Source organism: Trichocoleus sp. DQ-A1, from assembly GCF_039961955.1.
In the GTDB taxonomy this organism is placed as follows: Bacteria; Cyanobacteriota; Cyanobacteriia; order Cyanobacteriales; family FACHB-T130; genus FACHB-T130.
On the sequence record NZ_JAMPKE010000019.1, the window covers coordinates 87,831 to 109,981 of the forward strand.

Consider the following 22,151-nt stretch of genomic DNA (forward strand, 5'->3'; position numbering starts at 1 on the left):
GCGTTCAGAACGACAGCTACAGTCTCTAATCAATAACAACGAGAAACTACTTGACGATCCGGACGCGATCGCTCACTCTAAGTTGTTAACTGTAGGACTTCTCCTAGAGTTTTCTCTAGACGGAATCGATGAACGCTAAAGCTAGATATACCAATAGTGTAGTAATGGCTTGAAGGCGTAAGTCCTAAACTAACAGGTGTGAGTGAGTGAGGAGTGAGTCTAATGCTAAGTTGGGAGCCGACTCCTGTCGGGATGCCTTCCTCTGGGTACCCCAATCTTTCCCAAATACAGCGAGAAAATTTTACAGCGCTCAAGGAACGGGCTTGGGTAGAAATTGATTTAGCCGCTTTAGCTCATAATGTGCGGCAGCTGAGGCGTTTTCTCTCCCCAAAAACGGCACTAATGGCGGTGGTGAAGGCGGATGCTTATGGTCATGGTGCGATTACGGTTGCCGAGATTGCTTGCCAAGCCGGTGCAAGTTGGCTGGGTGTTGCCACGATTCCAGAGGGAATTCAACTGCGAGAAGCCGGGATTCAGGCACCGATTTTGATTTTAGGTGCCAGTAATACGTCTGAGCAAGTGCAAGCGATCGCTCACTGGGATTTGCAGCCGACTCTCTGCACGCCTCAGCAAGCTTTAGTCTTTTCCGAGACACTGGGCACTTTAAATCGTTCTTTAGCGGTTCATGTAAAATTAGATACCGGGATGTCTCGCCTAGGCACTCCCTGGCAGCAAGCAGCGGAGTTTGTCTCCTTGGTGCAGCGATTGCCCTATCTCAAAATTGCCAGTATTTATTCTCATCTAGCAACGGCTGACAGTCCAGATCCCACGGGAATGAGACAGCAACAAGACAGATTTGAGGAAGCGATCGCTCTTATCAAAACGACTGGAATGACGCCTCCCCGTCTGCACCTCGCCAACTCAGCTGCCGCTTTAAGCGACCCAAGCTTACACTACGACATGGTGCGAGTGGGTTTAGCAACCTACGGTCTTTACCCCGCGCCCCATCTAAAGTCTGTCATCGACCTCAAACCCGTCATGAAAGTAAAAGCACGGGTAACGCAAGTAAAAAATATTTCAGCAGGTACGGGAGTAAGCTACGGACATCAGTTCGTTGCTAGCCGGGATATGCGCCTCGCCGCGATCGCCATTGGCTACGCCGACGGGGTTCCCCGCAATCTCTCCAACAAAATGCAAGTTTTGCTCCGAGGTCAGCAGGTGCCGCAAATCGGCGCGATTACAATGGATCAGCTAATGCTGGATGTCAGCGCAATCCCCGATTTACAAACTGGCGAAGTCGTCACTCTGCTGGGGCAAGAAGGAAACGCCGAAATTTCTGCGGATGACTGGGCGGCGACTTTAGGCACGATTTCCTGGGAAATTCTCTGCGGCTTCAAGCATCGCCTCCCTCGCGTGGCAGTTGGTCAACCCCTGGAATCAGAACAGGCTACACCGTCTTGACGCAACTTGACAACTCGCAAGTCGTTCCTTCTAGATGTAGGGGTACGGCACTGCCGTACCCCTACCGAGAATAAGAATAGCCGAGAATAAGAATAGTGGCAGACAAAAATTCATTTCCTCTGCCCATTTTTATTCGTTAAGCTGGTCAAGATATGGTCTTGCCATTCACCTTGAATAAATAAATATTCTCTAGCATATCCTTCAACAACAAATTCTAATTTTTTCAGTAAATTAGCACTCCGGTGATTGTGGGGTAGATAATTTGCCATCACCCGGTGCATATCTAATTGTGCAAAGACATCATTTATGGCAAAGTGCAATGCTTCCGTCATATACCCTTTACCTTGTTCAAATTCTGCTAAATTATAGCCCAAATAACAAAATTGGGCAGCACCCCGCATAAACCCGTGAAAACTAACATTGCCAATAATTTCTGAGAAATTCCCATTCTTGAAAATAAATAATTTTAAAGAGCGATCGCATTCAAATTCTTTAATGTTTTTCTCAACTTGCTCTTGCCAAAACTCATGGGTTAAAAAATTATCAGGCCAAAAAGGTTGCCAGGGAGATAGATGCCCTTGATTATTCCGGTAAAATTTGACAATCTCAGGCACATCTTCTTGAGTTCCCATCCGTAATAACAATCTAGGCGTATAAATTAGCTTAAATTCCGAATTCATTCCAGTATTCTTATAAAAAAAGATATATTAATTGGAAGTGAAAAACGATTGAAAATGGATATTATTTCTGTTGAAGCTGCATCGCAGTTATGGAACTACCTGATTGGCCAAGCGTATTTTAAGATTCTACAGAACCTTCTCTGGGCAGCGACAATTCTGCTGCTCACCCGATTAGCTGTAGGTTGGGTAGGAGGTCTTACTCGCAAAGCGCTAAGTCGCACAGAGCCAACCTTACGCAAGTTCTTGATTCAGGTAGCCGAGATTTTCACGCTGGTCGTCGGGATGGTCGCCGTTCTCAACAGGTTGGGAATCGAGACGACCAGCGTTGTCGCGGTAGTGGGGGCGGCTGGTTTAGCAATCGGCTTAGCATTGCAGAATACCTTATCTCACTTTGCCGCTGGTGTGATGCTGATTAGTTTGCGCCCGTTTGAGGTAGGGGATTTTATTGAAGGGGCGGGGGCTGCTGGGGTAGTGGATGCCATCGGCATTTTCTCGACTACGCTAGTAACGCGAGACAACGTAGTAATTACAGTGCCGAACGGGCAATTATTCAGCGGGACGCTGAAAAATACCACCGTACTCGGCAAGCGACGAGTCGATTTAGACATTGATATTGGCGATCGCCCGATCGAACCGACTATCACCCTACTTTTGTCTTTAATTCAACCCCATCCCTTAGTTTTGGAAGAACCAAAAACGACCTGTCACGTTGCTTCCATCTCAGCAACCGGAACAATTTTATATCTCCGTCCTTGGTGTGCATCTGAAGCCTACGATCACGTCCGTTCCGAAGTACAACAGCTGGTGAAAGAAGCTCTGCGAGAGCCAGAATTGTCACTGTAGTCTTCTGCCTACTCCTGAAGGACGCGGGATCATTCTTGCTCCTTCATCTTCATTATTTTCCCGTGAATCGGCAGTTCAATCCGAAACTCTGTTCCTTGTCCTGGTTCAGACAGACACTTCAGTACCCCGCCATGCTTCTCAACGATAATCTGGTAGCTAATCGACAATCCGATTCCCGTGCCTTTCCCTAAAGGCTTCGTCGTGAAAAATGGATCGAATATCTTTGCCCTAATCTCTTCCGGTATGCCAGGGCCATTATCCGCAATGCGAATTACTACATGAGATCGGTCAGAAGAAAGGCTGGTGCTAATGCGAAGCCAAGCACTGCTAGTGGGTAGAGACACGATTAATCGTGTCTCTAGGTCAGTTGTTGTTTCACGAATGATTGACGGCTGACTATTGACCATTGACAACTCTAGAGCATCCACCGCATTACTCAAGATATTCATAAATACCTGGTTCAAGGGACCTGCGTAGCACTCAACGGGTGGAAGGACTCCGTACTCTTTAATCACTTCAATGCCGAGATTTTGGGCTGTGGGTTTAAGCCGATGCTGAAGGATTAAAAGCGTGCTATTAATCCCTTCGTGGATATCAACTCGTCTCATCTCGGCTTCATCCAATCGGGAGAAGTTTCGCAACGAAAAAACAATTTGATGGATTCGGTCAGTACCCACTTTCATAGAAGCCAAAGTTTTTGGTAAATCTTCTACTAGAAAGTTCACATCAATTGTTTCTGCTTTTTTTTGAATCTCGCCATCGGGATGGGGATATTGCTTTTTGTAGAGGTTTAGCAAATCGAGGAGATCCCGAACATAGGCACTAACATAGGGCAGGTTGCCGTGAATAAAGTTGACAGGGTTGTTAATTTCATGGGCGACACCAGCAACCAATTGACCCAAACTCGACATTTTTTCGCTCTGAATCAGTTGGGCTTGAGTATTTCGTAATGTCTTGAGGGTTTGCAACAGTCGTTGATTACTGCGGCGGAGTGCTTGCTCTACTCGCCGACTCTTGCTGACAGTCCGTTCTAATTTATCCAGATTAATCCGTAACTCCATCTGGCTGACCACTTGACGCCCCAACGCCCGCAGTGCCTCCATCTGTTCGGGGGTGAGATGACGTGGAATCCGGTCAATCGCGCAGAGGGTGCCGACAGCATAGCCATCAGATGTTACCAAAGGGGTACCCGCATAAAACCGGAGATTAGTGTCTGAGGTCACGAGCGGGTTGTTGGAAAACCGCCGATCTTCTAAGGCATTGGGCACAATCAACAACTCATCTGGTTGCACCAAGGCATGGGCGCAGAATGCCACGTCTCTTGGCGTTTCCGTTGCTTCTAGACCGATTTTTGATTTGAACCACTGCCGATTAGAATCGACGAGGCTGACTAAAGCAATGGGAGTGCCACAAATATAGGCTGCCAGAGCCGTCAAATCGTCAAATGCTTCTTCAGGAGCAGTATCAAGAATCTTGTAGCGATTCAGCGCTTTGAGCCTATCTGCCTCATTGATGGGGATGGGTGGGCTGCTGCTGATTTCCTCTGTCGGTTTCGATGGGGTGAGGTTGATTTGATTCAATTCAGAATCGATTGAGGCTTCTTGTCGGAGGGGCTGACGACGTAACTGGCGACGTTTTTTTCTAAAAAGACGACTGTAAATGGTTTGAATAGCGTTCAAAAGAAGGTTCCATGCTGTTGTAAATAGCCGTTTCACGCTGGTATTCTGCACGCTTAATTAGAGATTATCATAGGTCATTCATACCCTTTCTTTAATTGATTGTAAGTATATGAACGTAAGCACACGACTATGCGCTCTTACTAAAGTCACAAGTACAAAGTGAATTGGTATCAACGTTAATTGGTATCAACGTGAATTACTATCAACGCCACGAGCGGTACTGTGTTACTTGAGGTTAACACCATTTTAGGTTGAGGATTTTGGATGGGAAAAGGGAACTTAGAATCGGATTGTAAAATTTAAATAAAGTATATATATAACAACATCATCCAATTCCAACCCATTATTTTATTTATTCCATCACTAATAAATTGCAACCAATCTCCTCAAAATCCGGATAATTTGAGAGCGAGCAACACTCAAATGGTTGCTTTAAAAAGGGAATTTTTCTAAATAATCATTATGTAGATATAGAATAATTTTTATTTGGAAAAAAGTATACAGTAAAACAAAGGCTTCTAGTTGTACTAATCTTACTGGTACAACTAGAAGTCTTTGTAGGGTATTTCCAGGACAAGCTGCTGCGTAATTAGGCGCTGACTTGAGTGACCAATTCTAATTCTGGTGCAGGTTGTTCTTTCAATAACTGGGTGTAAAGGTCGCTTAGTTGAGTCGCTACGCCATCCCAACTAAACATCTTCTCTACCCGAACTCTTGCCTTCTCACCTAGCTGCTTGCGCCATTCTGGATTGGCGAGAATGCGGTCAATCGCGGCTGCAAACGCTACGGCATCTTTCGGGGGTGCCAGTAAACCCGTTTCTTCGGGGACGACGGTGAACTGGAGTCCGCCGACATCACTAGCAACGACGGGCGTTCCAGAAGCCATTGCTTCAATTGCCACTAAACCGAAGGGTTCGTAATGACTGGGTACGACACAAACATCAGCGGCGGCGTAGTAAGCGGGCAGGGTGTCGTCACCCAACCGTCCGGGGAAGGAGGTGATGTCTTGCAGCCCCAGTTCGCCGACAATTTTTTCAATGCGATCGCGTTCGATACCGTCACTTTGACCGGGACGAGAACCCCCGCCGATAAATAGTTTTAGGTTGCCCTGCTGGCGCATCTGGGACTTGCCAACGGCGCGAACGAGTGTTTCGATTCCCTTGCGGCGATCAAATCGACCCACATAGAAGACTACGTTGGTGTCGGCGTCGATTCCCAGTTTCTCTCGTGCTGCTTCGCGGGTGACGGAACCAAACTTGCGAATATCGGTGCCGCAGGGGATGATGTCGATGTTGCCTTTTGTAGAAACCAGCGATCGCATATGTTCTTTCTCTTGCGGACTGGTGGCAACAATCCGTTCCGCTGTCTCTAAAACCTTTCTTTCTACCTCTAGCCGCGTGGTAGCAATCAAGGGAATCGTCGAAACTGACTTATATTTGACGGCTCCCAAAGAGTGGTAAGTATGAATTTGTTTGATGGGTTGAACTTTCTTCAGCTCCATTCCCACCCAAGATGAGAGCCAGTAATTTGTGTGTACTATAGAATATTCAATGCCTTCTTGCTGCTGAAACTTGAGCATCTGTTCGACAAACACTGGCAGATACTCAAACAAATTGTCTCTTGGGACAAACTCTTCAGGACCAGCTGTCAAGCGAATTGTTCGACAATTCGCGCTATGTTGAACAATCGTGGGTTGATCGCCACTAACTTTGCGGGTAAACATATCTACTTGCCACCCCTGTTGAGCAAGTGCCTCACCCACCTGACGTACATAAACGTTTTGACCGCCAGCCTCTTCTTTACCGATTTCAATTGCTGGATCTCCGTGGACGGAAATTAGAGCAATGTGCTGGTTGTTTGTGGAAAGCATATATTTATATCGATTTTTTCACTCAACGACGTTCAGGGCGAAGCAGGGGTTGACTATTCTACTTAGTTGCCTGTTTAGCCCACCGGAACTTAAGGAATCTTTACTTGTGCTAATAGGATAAGCTTCGCCGTTGATGATGAACATCAACTACGGGAGAGAATCTACTACCTGACTATATTCAACCTTCCGGGGGACGGGTGGGTATCATTGGGTATCATGACCTCCCCCCAAAGAAATAAAATTTTAAGCCAAAGGGCATATAAATCGCCAGAGTAGCGAATGGATTCCCATTTTTCCGTCCTCCAACGGTCAGGGAAGTGAAGATTTATAGATTTAATTGTGAAACGCGAGAATATTTAAATCGCCCAAGCCTTAAAGAAAGCGGGTTGTAAGCATTTATTAGATTTCTTTGCCAGCCATAAGAAATTTAACAATAGGTAATTATACTAAGGCATTGGGAAAGAAGCAAACAACCACAACGACGAGGATGAATCATGGCTTTCCCTGCAACTGCGAAGACTCACTCGGAACGATCGGGCATCAAAAAAAAGAAAATTTTTTTGACAGCAGCACCAATTGATTAATATCTGCTATTATCTATATTTGTCACCTAGGAGAGGTGGCTGAGTGGTCGAAAGCGACAGATTGCTAATCTGTTGTACGGTTGGTAACTCCGTACCGAGGGTTCGAATCCCTCCCTCTCCGTTTTAAAAGCGAAAACAGACAAGTAGCGAAGCCCAATCGGGAAAAGCAAACGCCTCACTCTTGACGTCTCACAGCGATCGCTTCTGCTAGCTAAAATGTTGGCAGAAGTTATGGCTGTATTCTTAAACAACTGAGATCAATTAAAATATTTGATTTCAATCGTGGACTGTTGAAGAGTTAAACACCCAAATGAGCAGACCCGCTTCAGCCAAAAATATCAAACCGAGTTGGGCGATCGCCCTAGCAATTACCACCATTACGACAAGTTTTCTAACCGTTGCTTGCGAAAACCCCTCTCAAACAACGCCAGGTAATAACACGCCAACCAGTACAACCAGTAGCCCCGCCCAGACTACAGGTTCTACCCCAGCCACCAGCGGTTCCGGACTCAAGATTGGCTCACTGCTGCCGACCACTGGCGACCTATCTTCCGTAGGGCAACCCCTGCCAGATGCTATCCGCCTGTTAATAGACACCGTCAACAAGTGTGGCGGCGTCAATAGTCAGCCAGTCACATTTATTCCTGAAGATGACCAAACCGATCCCAACGCTGGCACCGCAGGAATGACCAAATTAACGGAAGTAGATAGAGTTGCTGGCGTCGTCGGTTCCTTTGCCAGCAGCGTTTCTAGTGCCGCCGTGCCTGTTGCTGTCCGCAACAAGGTGATGTTTATCTCACCGGGTAGCACCAGCCCAGTCTTTACCGAACGAGCCAAAAAAGGAGAATTTCAAGGTTATTGGGCGCGGACGGCTCCCCCCGATACCTATCAAGCTCAGGCTTTAGCAAAACTAGCTAGTGACAGAGGATTTAAGCGCGTTTCCACTGTCGTCATCAACAACGACTATGGGGTTGGCTTTGAAAGAGAATTTGTACAAGCCTTCAAAAAATTAGGAGGGACTGTCGTCAACGAAGGAAAGCCAACTCGTTATGACCCTAAAGCTGCCACTTTTGAAAGCGAGGCAGCAGCTGCATTTAATGGCAAACCGGATGCGGTAGCAGCGGTTGTCTACGCCGAAACCGGCAGCTTGTTCTTAAAATCTGCCTACGAGCAAGGTCTCAGTAAAGGCGTCCAGGTGATGCTAACCGATGGTGCTTATTCGGAAGACTTTCCCGAACAGGTCGGCAAAACCAGCGATGATAAATTTATATTAGCTGGGGCAATCGGTACGGTTCCCGGTGCTAATGGCCCAGCACTGGCTGAGTTCACCAAGATTTGGAAAGAGAAAACCGGAAGGGGATTGAGCGCCTATGTCCCTCATGCCTGGGATGCTGCCGCTTTGATGGTACTAGCAGCCGAAGACGCTAAATCAAATACCGGCGAAGGCATTAAAAGTAAGATTCGCGATGTCGCCAATGCCCCTGGCACAGAAGTAAGCGATGTTTGTCAAGCGCTAGAACTGGTACGGAAGGGTGAGGAGATTAACTACCAGGGAGCTAGCGGTAACGTAGATATTGATGCCAACGGCGATGTGGTGGGTAGCTACGATGTCTGGGCAGTAGAACCTACGGGTAGTCTAGCTGTGACCGGCAAAGTCAGCCCCCAAGTAGCAGTAACCAAATAAAAAGTAAGAAAGTACAAAGGCAAAAGAAACAGGAGAAACCAAATTTTTCTGTTATCTTTTGCCCTTGATTTTTACCTTCTCTAGAAACCAGGGAAGGTGTAACCCACACCCAGAATTAGTCCCACTGGCACTTCATCGCTTTGAAATCCGATATTTAGAGCTGCATTTGCTGTAAATTGCCGTGTCAAAGGTACATCGACGCCACCTGTAACCAGGAAACCAATGTCGCTGTCATCACCCGTGGAAATCGTGACACCGCCACCCACGTAAGGGGCGAATCTGACGGGTTCAAACGGATCTGACTGTCGGATGTTAAAGTCGTAAGTCACTGGAAGCAGAAAGGTCGTATCGTCACCGAGTAGCACGGAAGGGCGTACAGACAACGTATTGGTTAGACCAATTTTGCTGATCACGGCGAAACTACCATCGCCCAAAGCACTATCACCCCCGAAACCAATATTGAAGCCAACCCCGACGTAGCTTCGACCGGCACGGGTGGCTCGACCGAGTTCGATGTCGGTTTGAGCAATCTCAGAGTCATTGGGTAAGTTTGGAGTTTCAGCAGTTGGTTGCTGTGGTGCGGCGAGAGCGGCAGCAGAAGTGGTTACGCCGGGAAATGGTTGCGTAGTAGCAGTATCATCAGCCGCTGCCAAGGAGGAAGGCTCTGAAGCCACGGGCTTTGCGCTTTCTTCAACCAGCGTTGCATCTTGGTACTCCGAGAGAATGACCGGCTGTTGGCTCAGATTATATTGTGTTGAGACCGGGGCTTGCGGTGCAGCCGGGACTTGTGGTGCAGCCGGAACAGTTGATTGGGTAATCGGTGTGACATCTGCCGACTTGACAACTGGCTTGACAACTGGCATACCCATTACTGTTGGCTCAGCGATCGCCTCAGATGCGGCAGGTTCTGAAGTCTCAATGACCGCAGGAGTCTTTTGGTCAATGACTGTGGCAGTGGACTGGGCTGTAGCTGACAAGCCACCGCTGAAAACTGTCAGTGCCGTCAGACCTAGTAAGAAAGAAACACGCTTAGAAAAGATTGTATTCACGGTCACTCCTCAAAAACTTCCTCAAAAATCTACGAAAGCCAACCTTAATTGCCTATTCTCTCGGAAATTATATTTCCCTGTCGTCAATTTAGGAAATTTTAAAAGAATTTGCTACCCACCAAGGAAGGATTATGCGCTGAAAGTGGCTAGTATTCGACGAAATTGATGTTGACAGGTGAAATGGAATAAAGAGGGTCAGAAGGTGATAAAAGAGATTTTTATTCCCGGTTCCTAGGCTTTATCTCCAAAGCAGCGATCGCAATTTCTCTGATAAAGGCTTGGGATGCGACCAATCGCTCATTTTGATTTTGATGACGAAGAAACCCTTTTTTACAATAAAAAGGGTTTCTTCGTGATTGATGAAGCTCGCCTCTGTAACCGCAGATTGTACTAGGTAAGGCTGTCCATTGCCGCGACAACTTGCTGGGAAACAAAGGGGAGAATCGCTTTGTTTTTACTATTTGCTTTGCCTTCAGTGAACACAATCAACAAATAAGGGTGCCGTGATGGTAGCTCGATATAAGCGGCGTCGTGGCGAACTTGGCTTGTCCAACCGGCTTTAGACCACAATTGGGCATTTGGAGGCAGTCCGCCACCTAAGAAACCCCGCACCTGATTTTCCTCATCGGGGGCTTCATCGTCTTCTGCATGGAGGCTGCGTTTCATCAGTCCCATCATTGCTTGCGATCGCCCGGAGGAAACTGCAACGCCTCCGACAATGCTATGTATGAGCCTCGCCGTGGCATTGGTCGTCACCATATTGCGGTTTTCCCGCATCTCCCCTAAAAATGCCCGCTCTCGCCCATAGGGACCGTCACCCCAAGGTTTTTGATTGACATTGATGGTTTCCATCTCTGTCCAACCGAGGGATTGAAAGTAGCGATTCACGATATTGCGCTGCAACTGCCAGGTTTCAAACGGCCCTGGCGGCAACTCTGGACCGCTAGTAGTGCCAGTCAATACATCCAGCACTAAGCTGGTGGCGTCGTTGCTGGAATCAATAATCATGTCGCGGATGGCTCGCTCTAACTCCGAGGAAGTTTGGATCATTCCTTGTTCCAGCCACTCTTGTACAGCAACCAGATAAAACAGTTTAACGATGCTGGCAGGAAAGATTCGCTCGACGCCGCGATAGCTAAAGCCCCGGACTGGATATTTCCAAAATTCCTCTGAGCTAAGGGCACCGCCAGTATTGACGGGCACTGGGGGATCGTAGACTACCCAGGTTAAGGCAATTTGGTTGCGGGCTAATCCCGGAAATTCTGCCCAAGTTGCTTCTAAAATGCGATCGCCTAATTTTTCTAGTTGTTCGTCTTTGTGAAAAAATGTCATTTTTATCAGTTGTTATCAGTTGTCAGTTATCAGTTGTCAATTGTTCAATAGTTTGTACCACTGACCAACAACCACTGACCCATGACCCATGACTCATTCCGCGAGTACCAATGTCGAGTCAATCTAAACCTCTATGATTCCCCCAGTTGTACTCGTTTGGCAACTCAGGCAGCAACCGGGCGTCACTTGCGGATTTTGTCGCCAAAGACAGATTTAGATTCATCTATCCAGGTTTGTCTGTGTGAAGATGACTATTCCGGCTGGGTGGAAATTCAAGACCTCAAGGAGATTGAAGAGGCACAAACGCCCTTGCGAGCTTACACTATCTCCCCAACAGAAATTCAAAATCGCTTACCCCAAGTTATTGCCTTTATGCAAGCGGCGATGCAACAGCCGAATTATTATCTCTGGGGCGGAACAGTTGGGCCAAATTATGACTGTTCCGGGCTGATGCAAGCCGCCTTTTCTGCCTCTGGGATTTGGTTGCCGAGAGATTCCTATCAGCAGGAAGCTTTTACAGAATCGATTGCGATTCAAGAGCTACAATCAGGTGATTTAATCTTTTTTGGCATCGGAGATAGAACAACCCATGTGGGTTTATACCTGGGAGAAGGACGTTATATCCATAGTTCCGGTCAAGAACAGGGTCGCAACGGAATTGGAATTGATGTCCTTTCGGAACAGGGAGATTCGATTAGTCAGTCGTATTTTCGGCAACTGCGCTCTTGCGGGCGAGTGGTTGCCAGTTATCAACCACAACGACAATAAGACACCAAAAGGTGGGAGGCAATCGTGTTAATTCCTGAAAGACTGGTAACGCAAAGCGAAATGTCTGCTGACGAGATCCCCGATATTTCTGTAGTAGTGCCGGTTTATAACGAGGTGGAAAGTTTACCCCACCTAATTGAAGCGATCGCAACCACTTTAATTGAGACGAATCTGAACTACGAAATTATTTGCGTGGATGATGGTTCCAAGGATGGTTCAGCGGAATTGCTGAAATCTCTAGTGCAAACCCACAAAAACTTAAAAGCAGTGCTTCTGCGTCGAAACTACGGTCAAACTCCAGCAATGTCTGCGGGGTTTAACTATGCGCGAGGCAAGGTGATTATCACAATGGATGGCGATTTGCAGAATGACCCGGCGGATATTCCCCGGCTCCTGGCAAAGTTAGAAGAAGGCTATGACTTGGTAAGTGGCTGGCGTGAGAAACGACAGGACGCCGCCCTGACTCGTCTGCTTCCGTCTAAAATCGCTAACTGGTTAATTGGGCGAGTCACGGGTGTAGAGTTGCATGACTACGGTTGTTCCCTAAAAGCCTACCGCTCAGAATTGGTGGCGGATATGAATCTTTATGGGGAATTGCACCGATTTTTGCCAGCTTTGGCGTTCATTGAGGGGGCAAGAATTACTGAGCTGCCAGTGGGGCACCATGCCCGCCGCTATGGAAGCAGTAAGTATGGGTTGGGGCGGACATTCCGAGTCGTGATGGACTTGTTAACCGTCTACTTTATGAAAAAGTTCCTCACCCGCCCCATGCACGTCTTTGGGCTGTTTGGCATTATTGCAATGGCATTAGGGACGCTGCTTGGTCTGTATTTAACGATTTTAAAAGTGGGTTTCGGTCAGAGCATTGGCGATCGCCCGTTATTGATTCTGGCGGTCGTACTGCTAGTGACGGGTGTGCAATTGTTTTCTTTTGGACTGCTTGCAGAATTGTTAATGAGAACTTATCACGAGTCTCAGGGCAGACCAATCTATCGGGTGAGGGAAGTTGTTGGGGGGAATGTTAACAATAGTAAACAAAGGGAAGGCTAAAAGTGTAAGAAGGAATTAAGCTTTGAAAGTTTTTTGGACGCTAGAGCCGCCCAGTCGCCGCAATCTGTTGGTTTTATTTACGGCTGGGCTATTATTTTGGTCTAGTATGGCTTCTTTGCTCCCGACGCTGCCGCTCTATATCGAGGATGTGGGTGGCACGACGCAGCAGATTGGGATTGTCATGGGGTCATTTGCCCTCGGATTGGTTCTGTGTCGTTCGTGGCTGGGGCGTTTGGCAGATCGACGCGGTCGCAAGGTGGTCTTGCTGATTGGCATGACCGTGGCAGCGATCGCGCCTTTGGGCTATCTAGTTGTTAAATCAATTCCCCTATTAATGCTGCTGCGAGCGTTCCACGGGATTAGCATTGCGGCTTTTACGACGGGTTACAGCGCCTTGGTGGTTGATTTGTCTCCAGTGTCCAAGCGGGGTGAGTTAATTGGCTACATGAGCTTGGTAACGCCAGTTGGGATGGCGATAGGGCCAGCAGTTGGGGGTTATATCCAAGCTGGGATTGGTTACACGCCGTTGTTTCTGCTCTCTTGCGGACTAGGAGCGATCGGTTTAGTTTGTGCCAATCAAGTCAAAGAACCCCGAATCGTCCACGAGACAGCCGATTCCTCTGCCGATTCATCCGAAACTCAACAATTTTGGCGACTTCTGGCAAGTCCTCGTCTAAGGATTCCAGCTTTAGTGTTGTTGCTGGTTGGTGTAGCGTTTGGAGCGTTGAGTACCTTCGTCCCTTTATTTATTAAAGATGCCGAAGTTGACTTAAATCCGGGGTTATTTTACACAGCAGCCGCGATCGCGTCTTTTATTTCCCGCATCATCATTGGTCGCGCTTCTGACCGTTACGGACGCGGAATTTTTATCACTGGCAGTATATTCAGCTATGCATTGGCAATGCTGATGCTGTCTCATGCTTACACTGCCCGTAGCTTTTTAGTGGGCGGTTTTTTGGAAGGCGCAGGAGCGGGAACGTTACTGCCGATGATGATTGCCTTGATTTCTGACCGTTCCTCTCCCCAAGAACGAGGCAGAGTGTTTGCTTTGTGCATCACGGGGTTCGATGTCGGGATAGCGATCGCGGGTCCTGTTTTGGGTTCCATTGCCGAACCCATTGGCTACCGAGCAATGTTTAGTATTACAACAGTTATTTCATTCCTGGCGCTGATTATCTTCGCTACCCTATCCAGCAAAAATTTATCCCATTCCCTTCGCTTCGCCTTTGGCAGAGAAAAGGATGTTTATGCCTTGAATAAGGTTGGGCTACAAAGTGAGGCATAATTCAAAGAAAAAAGGCAAAAGAAAGAATCTTTTGCCTTTTTCTTTTTTACTTAGTAACGGGCTAGGAGGGATTCGAACCCCCGACACCGTGGTCCGTAGCCACGTGCTCTAGTCCACTGAGCTACAAGCCCTTGCCAGAAATTTATAATAGCATAGCCTAACCGTATGATGCAAAATTTTTCTCAAAATCAACCGCTCACTCATTTGGATGCCCACGGTGAGGCTCAGATGGTGGATGTTTCCGGCAAAGAACAAACTCGACGCCATGCTGTTGCTGCGGCACAAGTGCGGATGTTGCTAGAGACATTTGAGGCGATTCAGGCGGGGAACGCGCCGAAAGGAGATGTATTGGGAACTGCGAGATTGGCTGGGATTATGGCAGCAAAGCAGACTTCTCAGCTAATTCCCCTGTGTCATCCCTTGCCAATTCATAAAGTAGAAGTTCAGATCGTGCCTGACGCTCAGTTGCCGGGATATCAGATTCAAGCGGAAGTCGTCACCAAGGCGGAAACTGGCGTGGAAATGGAAGCGCTAACAGCCGTTTCTGTCGCTGCACTTACCCTCTACGACATGGCGAAAGTGTTGGAAAAAGGGATGGTGATTGAATCGATTCGCTTGGTGAGTAAGACGGGTGGCAAGTCGGGAGATTACCTTCGCCAAGGACAGGGTAGTTAGAGGCTTAGAATGAATTTAGTTGTTAGCGCTAACAACTCATAACTCATAATTTATAATTCATCACTTTCATGCCTCCTCGTTGGCCTCGAAAACCAGACCGTAATGACCCCGCCTATCGTCGCCTCGACGATAGAATGAATTTTGCCATCCATGTGGCGATTTTTGGTGCCTGTAATTCTGGCTTGTGGTTTTTCCACAACTTGCAGAATGCTACATGGCCTTGGGCAACCTGGGTGACAGGCGGATGGGCGTTAGTCTTAGCGACCCACGCTCTGTATATCTTTGCACTCGCAGATTATTCCGACCCAGTAACAGAATCTGCAAATACCAGTGCTGGTTTAGGATTCCAGCCCAAAACCAAAGAAAAATCCAAAAAAACTACCTAAAGATAGATCCCTGTTTCTTGCTTTTCGTGGATTCAAACTCGGACGGGGATCAATTGCAATGAAAGCATTAGATTCCCTATCCGCATAACCAAAGTAAATCCTATGGCTAGAACCAACACTTCCGAAGCAATTGAATCTCTCGCCGCTGAAATTGGCGAAAACGTTTACATCGATGTGGCTAAATGGCACCTTTATTTGCGAGATGCCAAGCTGCATACGGTTGTAGCAGAAAAGTTGTACCCCCTACTGGCTGATAATTCTGTAGATGAAAATCAGGTGTCGAAAGTCCTGCAAGGGATTCCTGTCAAGTTAGGCGGCGGGAAGCGGGAAGTTCCCTTAGTAGATTTGTTGCCTACGCAGTGCCAGGTAAACCTGATGGAGCTTCTGGAAGAATTCCAGCGCAATCTATAAACAAGCTGTCGCTTTTCCCTTCCCCTTCTCTGCCAGAGAGGGGGTTTGGGGGTTTCACCTGCTCGCTCATAAAAGGATTAGCAAAAGCGAGTTGCATGACTAAAAATGTTTAGTTTGATACGCAGAAGTTTTGATTAACTTGCGACGATAAGCGTATTGACCGTAAACACTAACTAGATAAGGCATTAGGTAGGTCAGCAATCCAGAAATCCAGCGATCGCGCGTCATTTCGCCTCGGAAAAAGGCAACCCCGTGATTGATCAAAAACAAAAGAGTCCCGACAAATAGAGCCGTTTTTAATCCGGTCGGGATAAACTCTTTGTCAAATAAGCTGACCAGATATGCTTTAAGTGTCTTCATTAGTTGCGATCGCGCGAGCTGGACGAGCCAAGCCTCAATACTCATCTCGGCTTAAGGATTAGATATCACACCTTCCTCCAGAAGTTTGGTATTGTTTCATACACCGGATTGAGTTTGCTGCAAGTGCGATCGCTACCTCCCAAAGCGTTGGCGAATCCGCGACACAAAAATATCAACTTCTGGCAAATTCAGCTGCTTTGCCAAGAAAGCATAAACGATCAAGCCAACAAAAGCGGCTAAACTTAGCTGCAATAACTGCACCAGCAACCCATTCGCATTCCAGACTTGTTGAAAACCTTTACTGACACCCCAACTCGCTAAACCAGCTACAAAGCTAGCACCTGTCAAACCCAAAATTGGCAAACTCCACTCTTGCCAAGGCAAGCCGTTAAGCTTGCGATTCAACATCCAAATGAGTGCCACGACTGAAATGGTATTGACCATCACCGTGGATAAAATCAAACCGGGTGCCCCAAAACGTTGAACAAGAATAAAATCTAGCAGAGCATTGAAGAAGATATTCACGATACTGATGCGAAAGGGCGTCTCTCCATCGCCCAAGGCATAAAATACCCGCACCAGTACATCTCGCCCCAAGTAGACAAACATCCCAATCCCATAAGCCATCAGCAATGAAGCAACCAACTCAGATGCTCTAGACTTAAAGGCTCCGCGTTGATAGATTACTTGGACGATGGGGACGGCTAGCGTCATCATCAGGGCACTCAAAGGCAACATAGTAATCGCAGTCAGCAGTAATCCTTGGCGAATTCGCTGCTTGAGTTCGGGCCAATCTTCAGGGGCAGCGAGTCGCGAAAAAACCGGCAGCAGGGGGACTAAAATGACATTCGAGATAATTCCTAGAGGCGTTTGAACGAGAAGCCCCGCATAGGTCATGGCAGCCGCTGCTGTGGGGATATACGAGGCGAAAAATAAATCGGTGTAGAGGTTAATTTGCAGCGTCCCGGAGGAAAGCGTCGCCGGTCCCATCACCTTCAAGACCTCCTTGACCCCCGGCTGATTCCATTCAAATCGCAGGCGTAACTTGCCCAAGCCAGCCCGCCACTGGGCAGTAAGTTGGACTAGCCACTGCAACACGGCACCGGCAAGGGTTCCCCCTGCCAACACCAGTCCTCCTACTTCAGCGTATTGGGGTAGGGTAATTTGGTTGCCGACTTGTAGCGCCAAAACTGCCAGTCCACCAATTACGGTAATGCTGGAGAATAAGGGGCTAACCGAGGGTAGCCAGTACATATCTGCCGCATTTAAGGTGCCAAAACCAATCCCAATTAGCCCAGCCATCAGCGCCATCGGAGCCATGATCTGTAACTGCTGAATTGCGATCGCTCTCACTTGCATTCCTTGCGGCGTCTCGCTTAAACCGGGTGCCACTAGGTTAATAAACACACCCGCAAACACGATTAAGACAATCGTGACGAGTAGGAGTATCCCGCCTACGAGTGTTGTAATCGTCTCCACGAGGGGCGCAGCTTCCGATTTGTCGCGCTGCTTGGCTAAAACGCTGACAATCGCACTGTGAAAAGGGCCATTGATGCCGCCCAGTAAGATCAGCAAAAAGCCAGGAATCACATAAGCGTAGTTGTAGGCATCGGCAACGACACCCACGCCAAAAGCGGCGGCGATCGCTTGTTGACGCACTAACCCAAAAATTTTACTAATCAGCGTAGCAATTGCCACAATTCCGGCAATGCTAGCGAGTGTCCGAGCGGTTTTCTGCTTTTCAGTCACGAACGGTTAACAATCCCTCAATTGGCTCATCTTATTTAAACGCAAAGGTTAACCCCAAGGTGCGCCAAGTTAAAATCTCCTGTGCGCTCCTTTACGATTTCCCTGGCTTACCTCTGCGTTAAAAATACTATGGATTGGCTCTACCGCTACCCGACTCTCTCATCCGGAATTTTGCTCAAACGCTACAAGCGTTTCTTTGCTGATATTGAACTAGCGTCCGGGGAGGTTATTACTGCCCATTGTCCAAATACCGGCCCAATGACTGGGGTTTCAACGCCCGGTAGTCCCGTGCAGGTGTCGTATAGCGACAATCCCAAGCGGAAATTGCCGTATACGTGGGAAATGATTCAAGTTGACGATACCGAACCGACTTGGGTGGGAGTGAATACCGCTTTGCCTAATCGGGTCGTTAAGTTAGCACTAGAAAAGTTCCTGTTCCCAACATTGGGCAATTACAGCCAAGTTCGTTTTGAGGTGCCCTATGGAGTCGAAAAAAATAGCCGGGTAGATTTTTTACTAACGGGTAATGACTCCGATTTACCTATTTATTTGGAAGTCAAAAGCACGACTTGGGCGCAAGGGAAACTGGTGCTATTTCCCGATACAGTCACGACAAGAGGACAAAAGCATCTGCGGGAATTGACCGCGTTAATTCCTCAGATGCGGGCGGTAATGCTTTATTTTGTGAATCGCGGCGACTGTACTCATTTTGCGCCTGGAGACACTACCGATCCGCTGTATGGAAAATTATTGCGTGATGCGATCGCCCAAGGGGTGGAAGTATTACCCTGTCGCTTTGAAGTTACCCCAGAAGGGATTCGCTACTTGGGCTTAGCAGATTTTCTGCCGTCAATGCCCGCAGAGACATTTTGCCTATCCTAGCCAGAATAGCGATGCCTAAACAGTGGAACCTCACCCCTAACCCCTCTCCGTGAACGGAGAGGGGAATATGGTTGCCCGTGAACGGGCAACGGCAGGGATAGGGTTAAAAAACGGAAAGGTAGCCCAAATGCAGGGTGATAGGTATCTTGAAAAATAGCTAACCTCGATTGAGTAAAGGCAAATTGGAGCTAAAAAACGTCATCATTGCACACAAGGCGGGAGATCCCCTCAGCCGCAGCTGGGCAGAAAAGTGCGCCAAACAACTGGAAAAACGCAATTGCCACGTACTGATGGGGCCAAGTGGGGCGAAGGATAACCCCTACCCAGTGTTTTTGGCTTCTGCAATGCATCCAATCGATTTGGCGATAGTATTGGGCGGCGATGGCACGGCTTTGGCGGCAGTACGGCATCTCGCACCCGAAGGAATACCGATTTTGGCGGTGAATGTAGGAGGACATTTAGGATTTCTAACCCAGCCGTTTGAGGAATTTGAAGATACTGACCGGGTTTGGGACAGGTTAAGCGAGGATCGCTATGCCCTTGAACGGCGGATGATGTTACAGGCGGCGTTATTTGAGGGGAACCGCACGAATTTAGAACCCGTGAGCGATCGCTACCTTGCACTCAATGAAATGTGCATCAAACCTGCCTCCGCCGACCGCATGATTACCTCGATATTAGAAATGGAAATTGATGGAGAGGTGGTCGATCAATATCAGGGAGATGGACTGATTGTTTCTACTCCCACTGGCTCTACTTGCTACACGATCTCTGCCAATGGCCCGATTGTCCACTCTGGCATGGAAGCGATTACCGTTACGCCCATCTGCCCGCTAAGTCTGGCGAGTCGCCCAATTGTCATCCCTTCTGGTTCTGTCGTCAGCGTTTGGCCTTTGGCTGACTACGAGTTAAACACTAAACTATGGATGGATGGCGTCTTGGCAACTGCCATTTGGCCCGGACAGCGTGTAGACATTCGCATGGCAAATTGCCTCGCAAAGTTCATTATTTTGCGGGAAAACTATTCCTATTACCAGACACTCCGTGAAAAGTTGCAATGGGCAGGAGCGAGAATCCGGTACAGTAACAATCACCGAAATTGAAATTCACTTTAAAACTCAGGCAGTCTAACACTCAATATCTACATGACAAAACAATTAGAGTTGCAATTTTGGGAAGTTGGATCGCCAGTCTCACCACCTTTCAATCCTGAATGCTTTAGCAACTTTTCAACTTTTGCGGACAACATGAAATTGCCAGTTCATCGCTGGTTTAGGTTCAGTGCGGGGTTCTCTGCTCAATGGGTTGAAACTATCATCACTAAAGCCAAGAAACAGGAAACGGTCACTGTCCTCGATCCATTTGCTGGTGCGGGTACGACTTTGCTAGCTGCTGAGAAAATAGGGGTCGAATGCTACGGGATTGAAGCGCATCCTTTCGTTGCTCGTGTAGCCAAAGCAAAGCTGTTATATCAAACTGACCTAGATGCTTTTATTCAACATACAACGAAGGTCATAAGATGTGCTGAAACTCTGCAAGGCTGTGTAGAAAATTATCCTCCCTTGATCCGTAAATGCTTCACCAACGAATCACTGGAATCTCTAGATTGCTTGCGTCAAGCTTGGGAGAAATTAGCAGATAATTCTCCGCAATCTCAGTTAACCTGGCTAACGCTCATTGTTATTCTCCGTCATGTTTCTCATGTAGGTACTGCACCTTGGCAGTACATTTTACCTCGCAAAACGAAAAGCTCAACTCTAGAACCAAAGTCAGCTTTTCAACTTATGGCAGAAACGATTGCCACAGACATGAGAATAGTAGGAAAAACAGCAGTTTCTCAGGCTAAGCTTATTCAGTCTGATGCTCGGACTTGTATTGGTGTCCCTGATAACTTTGCAAACTTGGTAATCACCTCACCACCCTATGCAAACAACTATGATTATGCAGATGCTACACGACTGGAAATGTGTTTTATGGGAGAAATTGCAGGTTGGGGAGACCTTCAGAAAACTGTGCGGCAATTTCTAATTCGCTCATGTTCACAGCACGTAACAAATAAGAGTGTAAATTTGGATAAAGTTTTAGCATCTCCTGAACTATTGCCAATCCAATCGAGTATTATTCAAATCTGCCACACGCTGGCTAAAGAACGTCATTTGCACGGTGGGAAAAAAAATTATCATCTGATGATTGCGTGCTATTTTTTGGACATTGCTAGAGTTTGGATAGCACTTCGCAGAGTCTGCCAACATCCTTCCACTGTTTGCTTTGTTGTTGGCGATTCTGCTCCTTATGGAATTTATATCCCGGTGATTGAGTGGATGGGTGCGCTAGCACAATCGGCAGGATTTGAATCCTTCACGTTTGAGAAGACTCGTGACCGAAATGTGAAGTGGAAAAATCGAAAGCACAACGTTCCTCTCTGTGAAGGTCGCTTGTGGGTTCGGGGATAAGTGTTACAACAAAAATATTTTTTAACAGCAAGAGTGGCAGAGTCATTTTCACATAAATGGGGTCAGATTCTTGGAAATCTAATCCAAGAATTTATTCGAGAGAGGCTTCAGGAAGTCGCTAATGAACAAGGTCTTTACTTAGACTATCAAAAGAAGCGCAAGGCAAGGTCTATTAAAAAGGTTTCATGGGAAGATCGCTATGGAAATTCTCATGACCTTGACTATGTACTTGAACGGGGAGGCACAGAACATACTCGTGGGCTTCCAGCAGCATTTATTGAGACTGCATGGCGACGCTACACTAAGCATTCTAGGAACAAAACTCAAGAAATTGAAGGAGCGCTTCTTCCACTTGCAGAAACTTATAGTCACCTGCGCCCCTTTTTAGGTGCTATCCTGGCGGGTGTTTTTACTCAAGGAGCGCTCAATCAATTGCAATCTAAAGGTTTTGAAATTCTTTACCTTCAGTATGGCAGCATCGTTGGAGCATTTGCATCTGTTCAAATTGATGCATCTTTTGACGAAAACACACCAGAAGCTGAGTTTAAAAAGAAAATTTCTCAGTGGAATACGTTATCAACGCAGGATATTGCAGAAATTAAGAATCACCTGCTCAGTCTAGAAAAAGTCAGAATAGATAACTTTATTAATACCTTAAACCAGTCATTTTCACGCCGGGTTCAGGGGGTAAGCGTTACTGTTCTACACGGGCTGATAAGGCAAATTTCCAATGTCGAACAAGCTATAGAATACATCCAGAATTACGCAGATACCCAACCTACACCCGCGCCTGTCTCAAAGTACGAGATTGACATTCGATATAACAATGGTGATATAATTCATGCCCTCTTCCAGCATAAGGCTGAAGCAATTAGATTTTTAGGAACATTCACTTGAAAGCTACCAGTTGGAACCCGCGCCTGTAATTAAATCAAGAGTGCGATCGCTAT

At 47.2% G+C, this 22,151-nt stretch carries 20 protein-coding genes and 2 tRNA genes; 14 read left to right on the forward strand and 8 right to left on the reverse strand.

Annotated features, from left to right (window positions below; all coding sequences use genetic code 11):
• Positions 1-222: 222 nt before the first annotated feature.
• On the forward strand, positions 223-1,461 hold the full coding sequence (gene alr / locus NDI33_RS18020) for an alanine racemase (protein WP_190673384.1): 1,239 nt from the start codon (positions 223-225) through the stop codon (positions 1,459-1,461).
• Positions 1,462-1,571: 110 nt separating this feature from the next.
• On the opposite strand, the gene NDI33_RS18025 is transcribed toward alr, so the two are convergent.
• Positions 1,572-2,141: a GNAT family N-acetyltransferase gene (locus NDI33_RS18025; RefSeq protein ID WP_190673387.1), complete on the reverse strand. Its 570-nt coding sequence runs from the start codon at positions 2,139-2,141 to the stop codon at positions 1,572-1,574.
• A 54-nt stretch (positions 2,142-2,195) separates the two neighbouring features.
• Here NDI33_RS18025 and NDI33_RS18030 point away from each other — a divergent pair, with 54 nt between their 5' ends.
• Entirely contained in the window at positions 2,196-2,984 is a 789-nt protein-coding gene (locus NDI33_RS18030; protein WP_190413201.1) for a mechanosensitive ion channel family protein, read from the forward strand.
• Between the two features lie 29 nt (positions 2,985-3,013).
• On the opposite strand, the gene NDI33_RS18035 is transcribed toward NDI33_RS18030, so the two are convergent.
• Positions 3,014-4,663, reverse strand: a complete 1,650-nt coding sequence (locus NDI33_RS18035; RefSeq protein WP_199302316.1) for an ATP-binding protein — start codon at positions 4,661-4,663, stop codon at positions 3,014-3,016.
• Positions 4,664-5,252: 589 nt separating this feature from the next.
• Positions 5,253-6,533 (reverse strand): glycosyltransferase family 1 protein, encoded by a 1,281-nt coding sequence (locus tag NDI33_RS18040; protein WP_190673390.1) that lies wholly within the window; start codon positions 6,531-6,533, stop codon positions 5,253-5,255.
• Positions 6,534-7,146: 613 nt separating this feature from the next.
• Here NDI33_RS18040 and NDI33_RS18045 point away from each other — a divergent pair.
• Positions 7,147-7,238, forward strand: a tRNA-Ser gene (locus tag NDI33_RS18045).
• Between the two features lie 189 nt (positions 7,239-7,427).
• On the forward strand, positions 7,428-8,801 hold the full coding sequence (locus tag NDI33_RS18050) for an ABC transporter substrate-binding protein (protein WP_190673393.1): 1,374 nt from the start codon (positions 7,428-7,430) through the stop codon (positions 8,799-8,801).
• Positions 8,802-8,881: 80 nt separating this feature from the next.
• Here NDI33_RS18050 and NDI33_RS18055 read toward each other — a convergent pair whose 3' ends face one another.
• Positions 8,882-9,850, reverse strand: a complete 969-nt coding sequence (locus NDI33_RS18055) for a hypothetical protein (RefSeq protein ID WP_190673395.1) — start codon at positions 9,848-9,850, stop codon at positions 8,882-8,884.
• A 390-nt stretch (positions 9,851-10,240) separates the two neighbouring features.
• On the reverse strand, positions 10,241-11,182 hold the full coding sequence (locus NDI33_RS18060; protein WP_190673398.1) for a serine hydrolase: 942 nt from the start codon (positions 11,180-11,182) through the stop codon (positions 10,241-10,243).
• Positions 11,183-11,263: 81 nt separating this feature from the next.
• Here NDI33_RS18060 and NDI33_RS18065 point away from each other — a divergent pair, with 81 nt between their 5' ends.
• From NDI33_RS18065 to NDI33_RS18075, 3 genes are read left to right on the forward strand one after another with little or no spacing between them, the layout of a single operon-like run.
• A complete protein-coding gene (locus NDI33_RS18065) occupies positions 11,264-11,950 on the forward strand; it encodes a C40 family peptidase (protein ID WP_190673401.1) in 687 nt (228 codons plus the stop codon).
• Between the two features lie 60 nt (positions 11,951-12,010).
• Complete coding sequence (locus NDI33_RS18070) at positions 12,011-13,000, forward strand: glycosyltransferase family 2 protein (RefSeq protein ID WP_190426314.1); 990 nt, start codon at positions 12,011-12,013, stop codon at positions 12,998-13,000.
• A gap of 22 nt (positions 13,001-13,022) precedes the next feature.
• A complete protein-coding gene (locus NDI33_RS18075) occupies positions 13,023-14,285 on the forward strand; it encodes an MFS transporter (protein ID WP_190673404.1) in 1,263 nt (420 codons plus the stop codon).
• 57 nt (positions 14,286-14,342) lie between these two features.
• Here the strand turns inward: NDI33_RS18075 and NDI33_RS18080 are convergent.
• A tRNA-Arg gene (locus NDI33_RS18080) sits at positions 14,343-14,416 on the reverse strand.
• A 34-nt stretch (positions 14,417-14,450) separates the two neighbouring features.
• On the opposite strand from NDI33_RS18080, the gene moaC reads away from it, so the two are divergent.
• The 3 genes from moaC (at position 14,451) to NDI33_RS18095 (ending at position 15,757) form a co-directional block, all read left to right on the forward strand.
• On the forward strand, positions 14,451-14,960 hold the full coding sequence (gene moaC / locus NDI33_RS18085; protein ID WP_190673407.1) for a cyclic pyranopterin monophosphate synthase MoaC: 510 nt from the start codon (positions 14,451-14,453) through the stop codon (positions 14,958-14,960).
• A 68-nt stretch (positions 14,961-15,028) separates the two neighbouring features.
• Positions 15,029-15,346: a 2TM domain-containing protein gene (locus NDI33_RS18090; protein ID WP_190525817.1), complete on the forward strand. Its 318-nt coding sequence runs from the start codon at positions 15,029-15,031 to the stop codon at positions 15,344-15,346.
• Between the two features lie 102 nt (positions 15,347-15,448).
• Positions 15,449-15,757 carry a DUF3181 family protein gene (locus NDI33_RS18095; protein ID WP_190427939.1) on the forward strand — a complete coding sequence of 103 codons (309 nt, stop codon included), beginning with the start codon at positions 15,449-15,451 and terminating at the stop codon, positions 15,755-15,757.
• 99 nt (positions 15,758-15,856) lie between these two features.
• On the opposite strand, the gene nrtS is transcribed toward NDI33_RS18095, so the two are convergent.
• Together nrtS and murJ are read right to left on the reverse strand one after the other, a co-directional pair.
• Positions 15,857-16,162 (reverse strand): nitrate/nitrite transporter NrtS, encoded by a 306-nt coding sequence (gene nrtS / locus NDI33_RS18100; RefSeq protein ID WP_242033032.1) that lies wholly within the window; start codon positions 16,160-16,162, stop codon positions 15,857-15,859.
• Positions 16,163-16,249: 87 nt separating this feature from the next.
• Complete coding sequence (gene murJ / locus NDI33_RS18105; protein ID WP_190673410.1) at positions 16,250-17,866, reverse strand: murein biosynthesis integral membrane protein MurJ; 1,617 nt, start codon at positions 17,864-17,866, stop codon at positions 16,250-16,252.
• Between the two features lie 129 nt (positions 17,867-17,995).
• Here murJ and sfsA point away from each other — a divergent pair, with 129 nt between their 5' ends.
• The 4 genes from sfsA to NDI33_RS18125 all read left to right on the forward strand — a co-directional run bounded on the left by sfsA (position 17,996) and on the right by NDI33_RS18125 (position 22,098).
• On the forward strand, positions 17,996-18,748 hold the full coding sequence (gene sfsA, locus NDI33_RS18110; protein WP_190413178.1) for a DNA/RNA nuclease SfsA: 753 nt from the start codon (positions 17,996-17,998) through the stop codon (positions 18,746-18,748).
• 182 nt (positions 18,749-18,930) lie between these two features.
• Entirely contained in the window at positions 18,931-19,851 is a 921-nt protein-coding gene (locus NDI33_RS18115; RefSeq protein ID WP_190413733.1) for an NAD(+) kinase, read from the forward strand.
• A gap of 42 nt (positions 19,852-19,893) precedes the next feature.
• Positions 19,894-21,201: a DNA methyltransferase gene (locus NDI33_RS18120; RefSeq protein ID WP_190673413.1), complete on the forward strand. Its 1,308-nt coding sequence runs from the start codon at positions 19,894-19,896 to the stop codon at positions 21,199-21,201.
• Complete coding sequence (locus NDI33_RS18125; protein ID WP_190673416.1) at positions 21,202-22,098, forward strand: DNA methylase; 897 nt, start codon at positions 21,202-21,204, stop codon at positions 22,096-22,098.
• Positions 22,099-22,151 lie beyond the last annotated feature (53 nt).

What these genes read in the sequence shown, in the direction of transcription:
- alr (WP_190673384.1), top strand. Translation starts at nt 223, where the DNA reads ATGCTAAGTTGGGAGCCGACTCCTGTCGGGATGCCTTCCTCTGGGTAC.
- NDI33_RS18025 (WP_190673387.1), bottom strand. Translation starts at nt 2,141, where the DNA reads ATGAATTCGGAATTTAAGCTAATTTATACGCCTAGATTGTTATTACGG.
- NDI33_RS18030 (WP_190413201.1), top strand. Translation starts at nt 2,196, where the DNA reads ATGGATATTATTTCTGTTGAAGCTGCATCGCAGTTATGGAACTACCTG.
- NDI33_RS18040 (WP_190673390.1), bottom strand. Translation starts at nt 6,533, where the DNA reads ATGCTTTCCACAAACAACCAGCACATTGCTCTAATTTCCGTCCACGGA.
- NDI33_RS18050 (WP_190673393.1), top strand. Translation starts at nt 7,428, where the DNA reads ATGAGCAGACCCGCTTCAGCCAAAAATATCAAACCGAGTTGGGCGATC.
- NDI33_RS18060 (WP_190673398.1), bottom strand. Translation starts at nt 11,182, where the DNA reads ATGACATTTTTTCACAAAGACGAACAACTAGAAAAATTAGGCGATCGC.
- NDI33_RS18065 (WP_190673401.1), top strand. Translation starts at nt 11,264, where the DNA reads ATGACCCATGACTCATTCCGCGAGTACCAATGTCGAGTCAATCTAAAC.
- NDI33_RS18070 (WP_190426314.1), top strand. Translation starts at nt 12,011, where the DNA reads ATGTCTGCTGACGAGATCCCCGATATTTCTGTAGTAGTGCCGGTTTAT.
- moaC (WP_190673407.1), top strand. Translation starts at nt 14,451, where the DNA reads ATGATGCAAAATTTTTCTCAAAATCAACCGCTCACTCATTTGGATGCC.
- NDI33_RS18090 (WP_190525817.1), top strand. Translation starts at nt 15,029, where the DNA reads ATGCCTCCTCGTTGGCCTCGAAAACCAGACCGTAATGACCCCGCCTAT.
- NDI33_RS18095 (WP_190427939.1), top strand. Translation starts at nt 15,449, where the DNA reads ATGGCTAGAACCAACACTTCCGAAGCAATTGAATCTCTCGCCGCTGAA.
- nrtS (WP_242033032.1), bottom strand. Translation starts at nt 16,162, where the DNA reads ATGAGTATTGAGGCTTGGCTCGTCCAGCTCGCGCGATCGCAACTAATG.
- sfsA (WP_190413178.1), top strand. Translation starts at nt 17,996, where the DNA reads ATGGATTGGCTCTACCGCTACCCGACTCTCTCATCCGGAATTTTGCTC.
- NDI33_RS18120 (WP_190673413.1), top strand. Translation starts at nt 19,894, where the DNA reads ATGACAAAACAATTAGAGTTGCAATTTTGGGAAGTTGGATCGCCAGTC.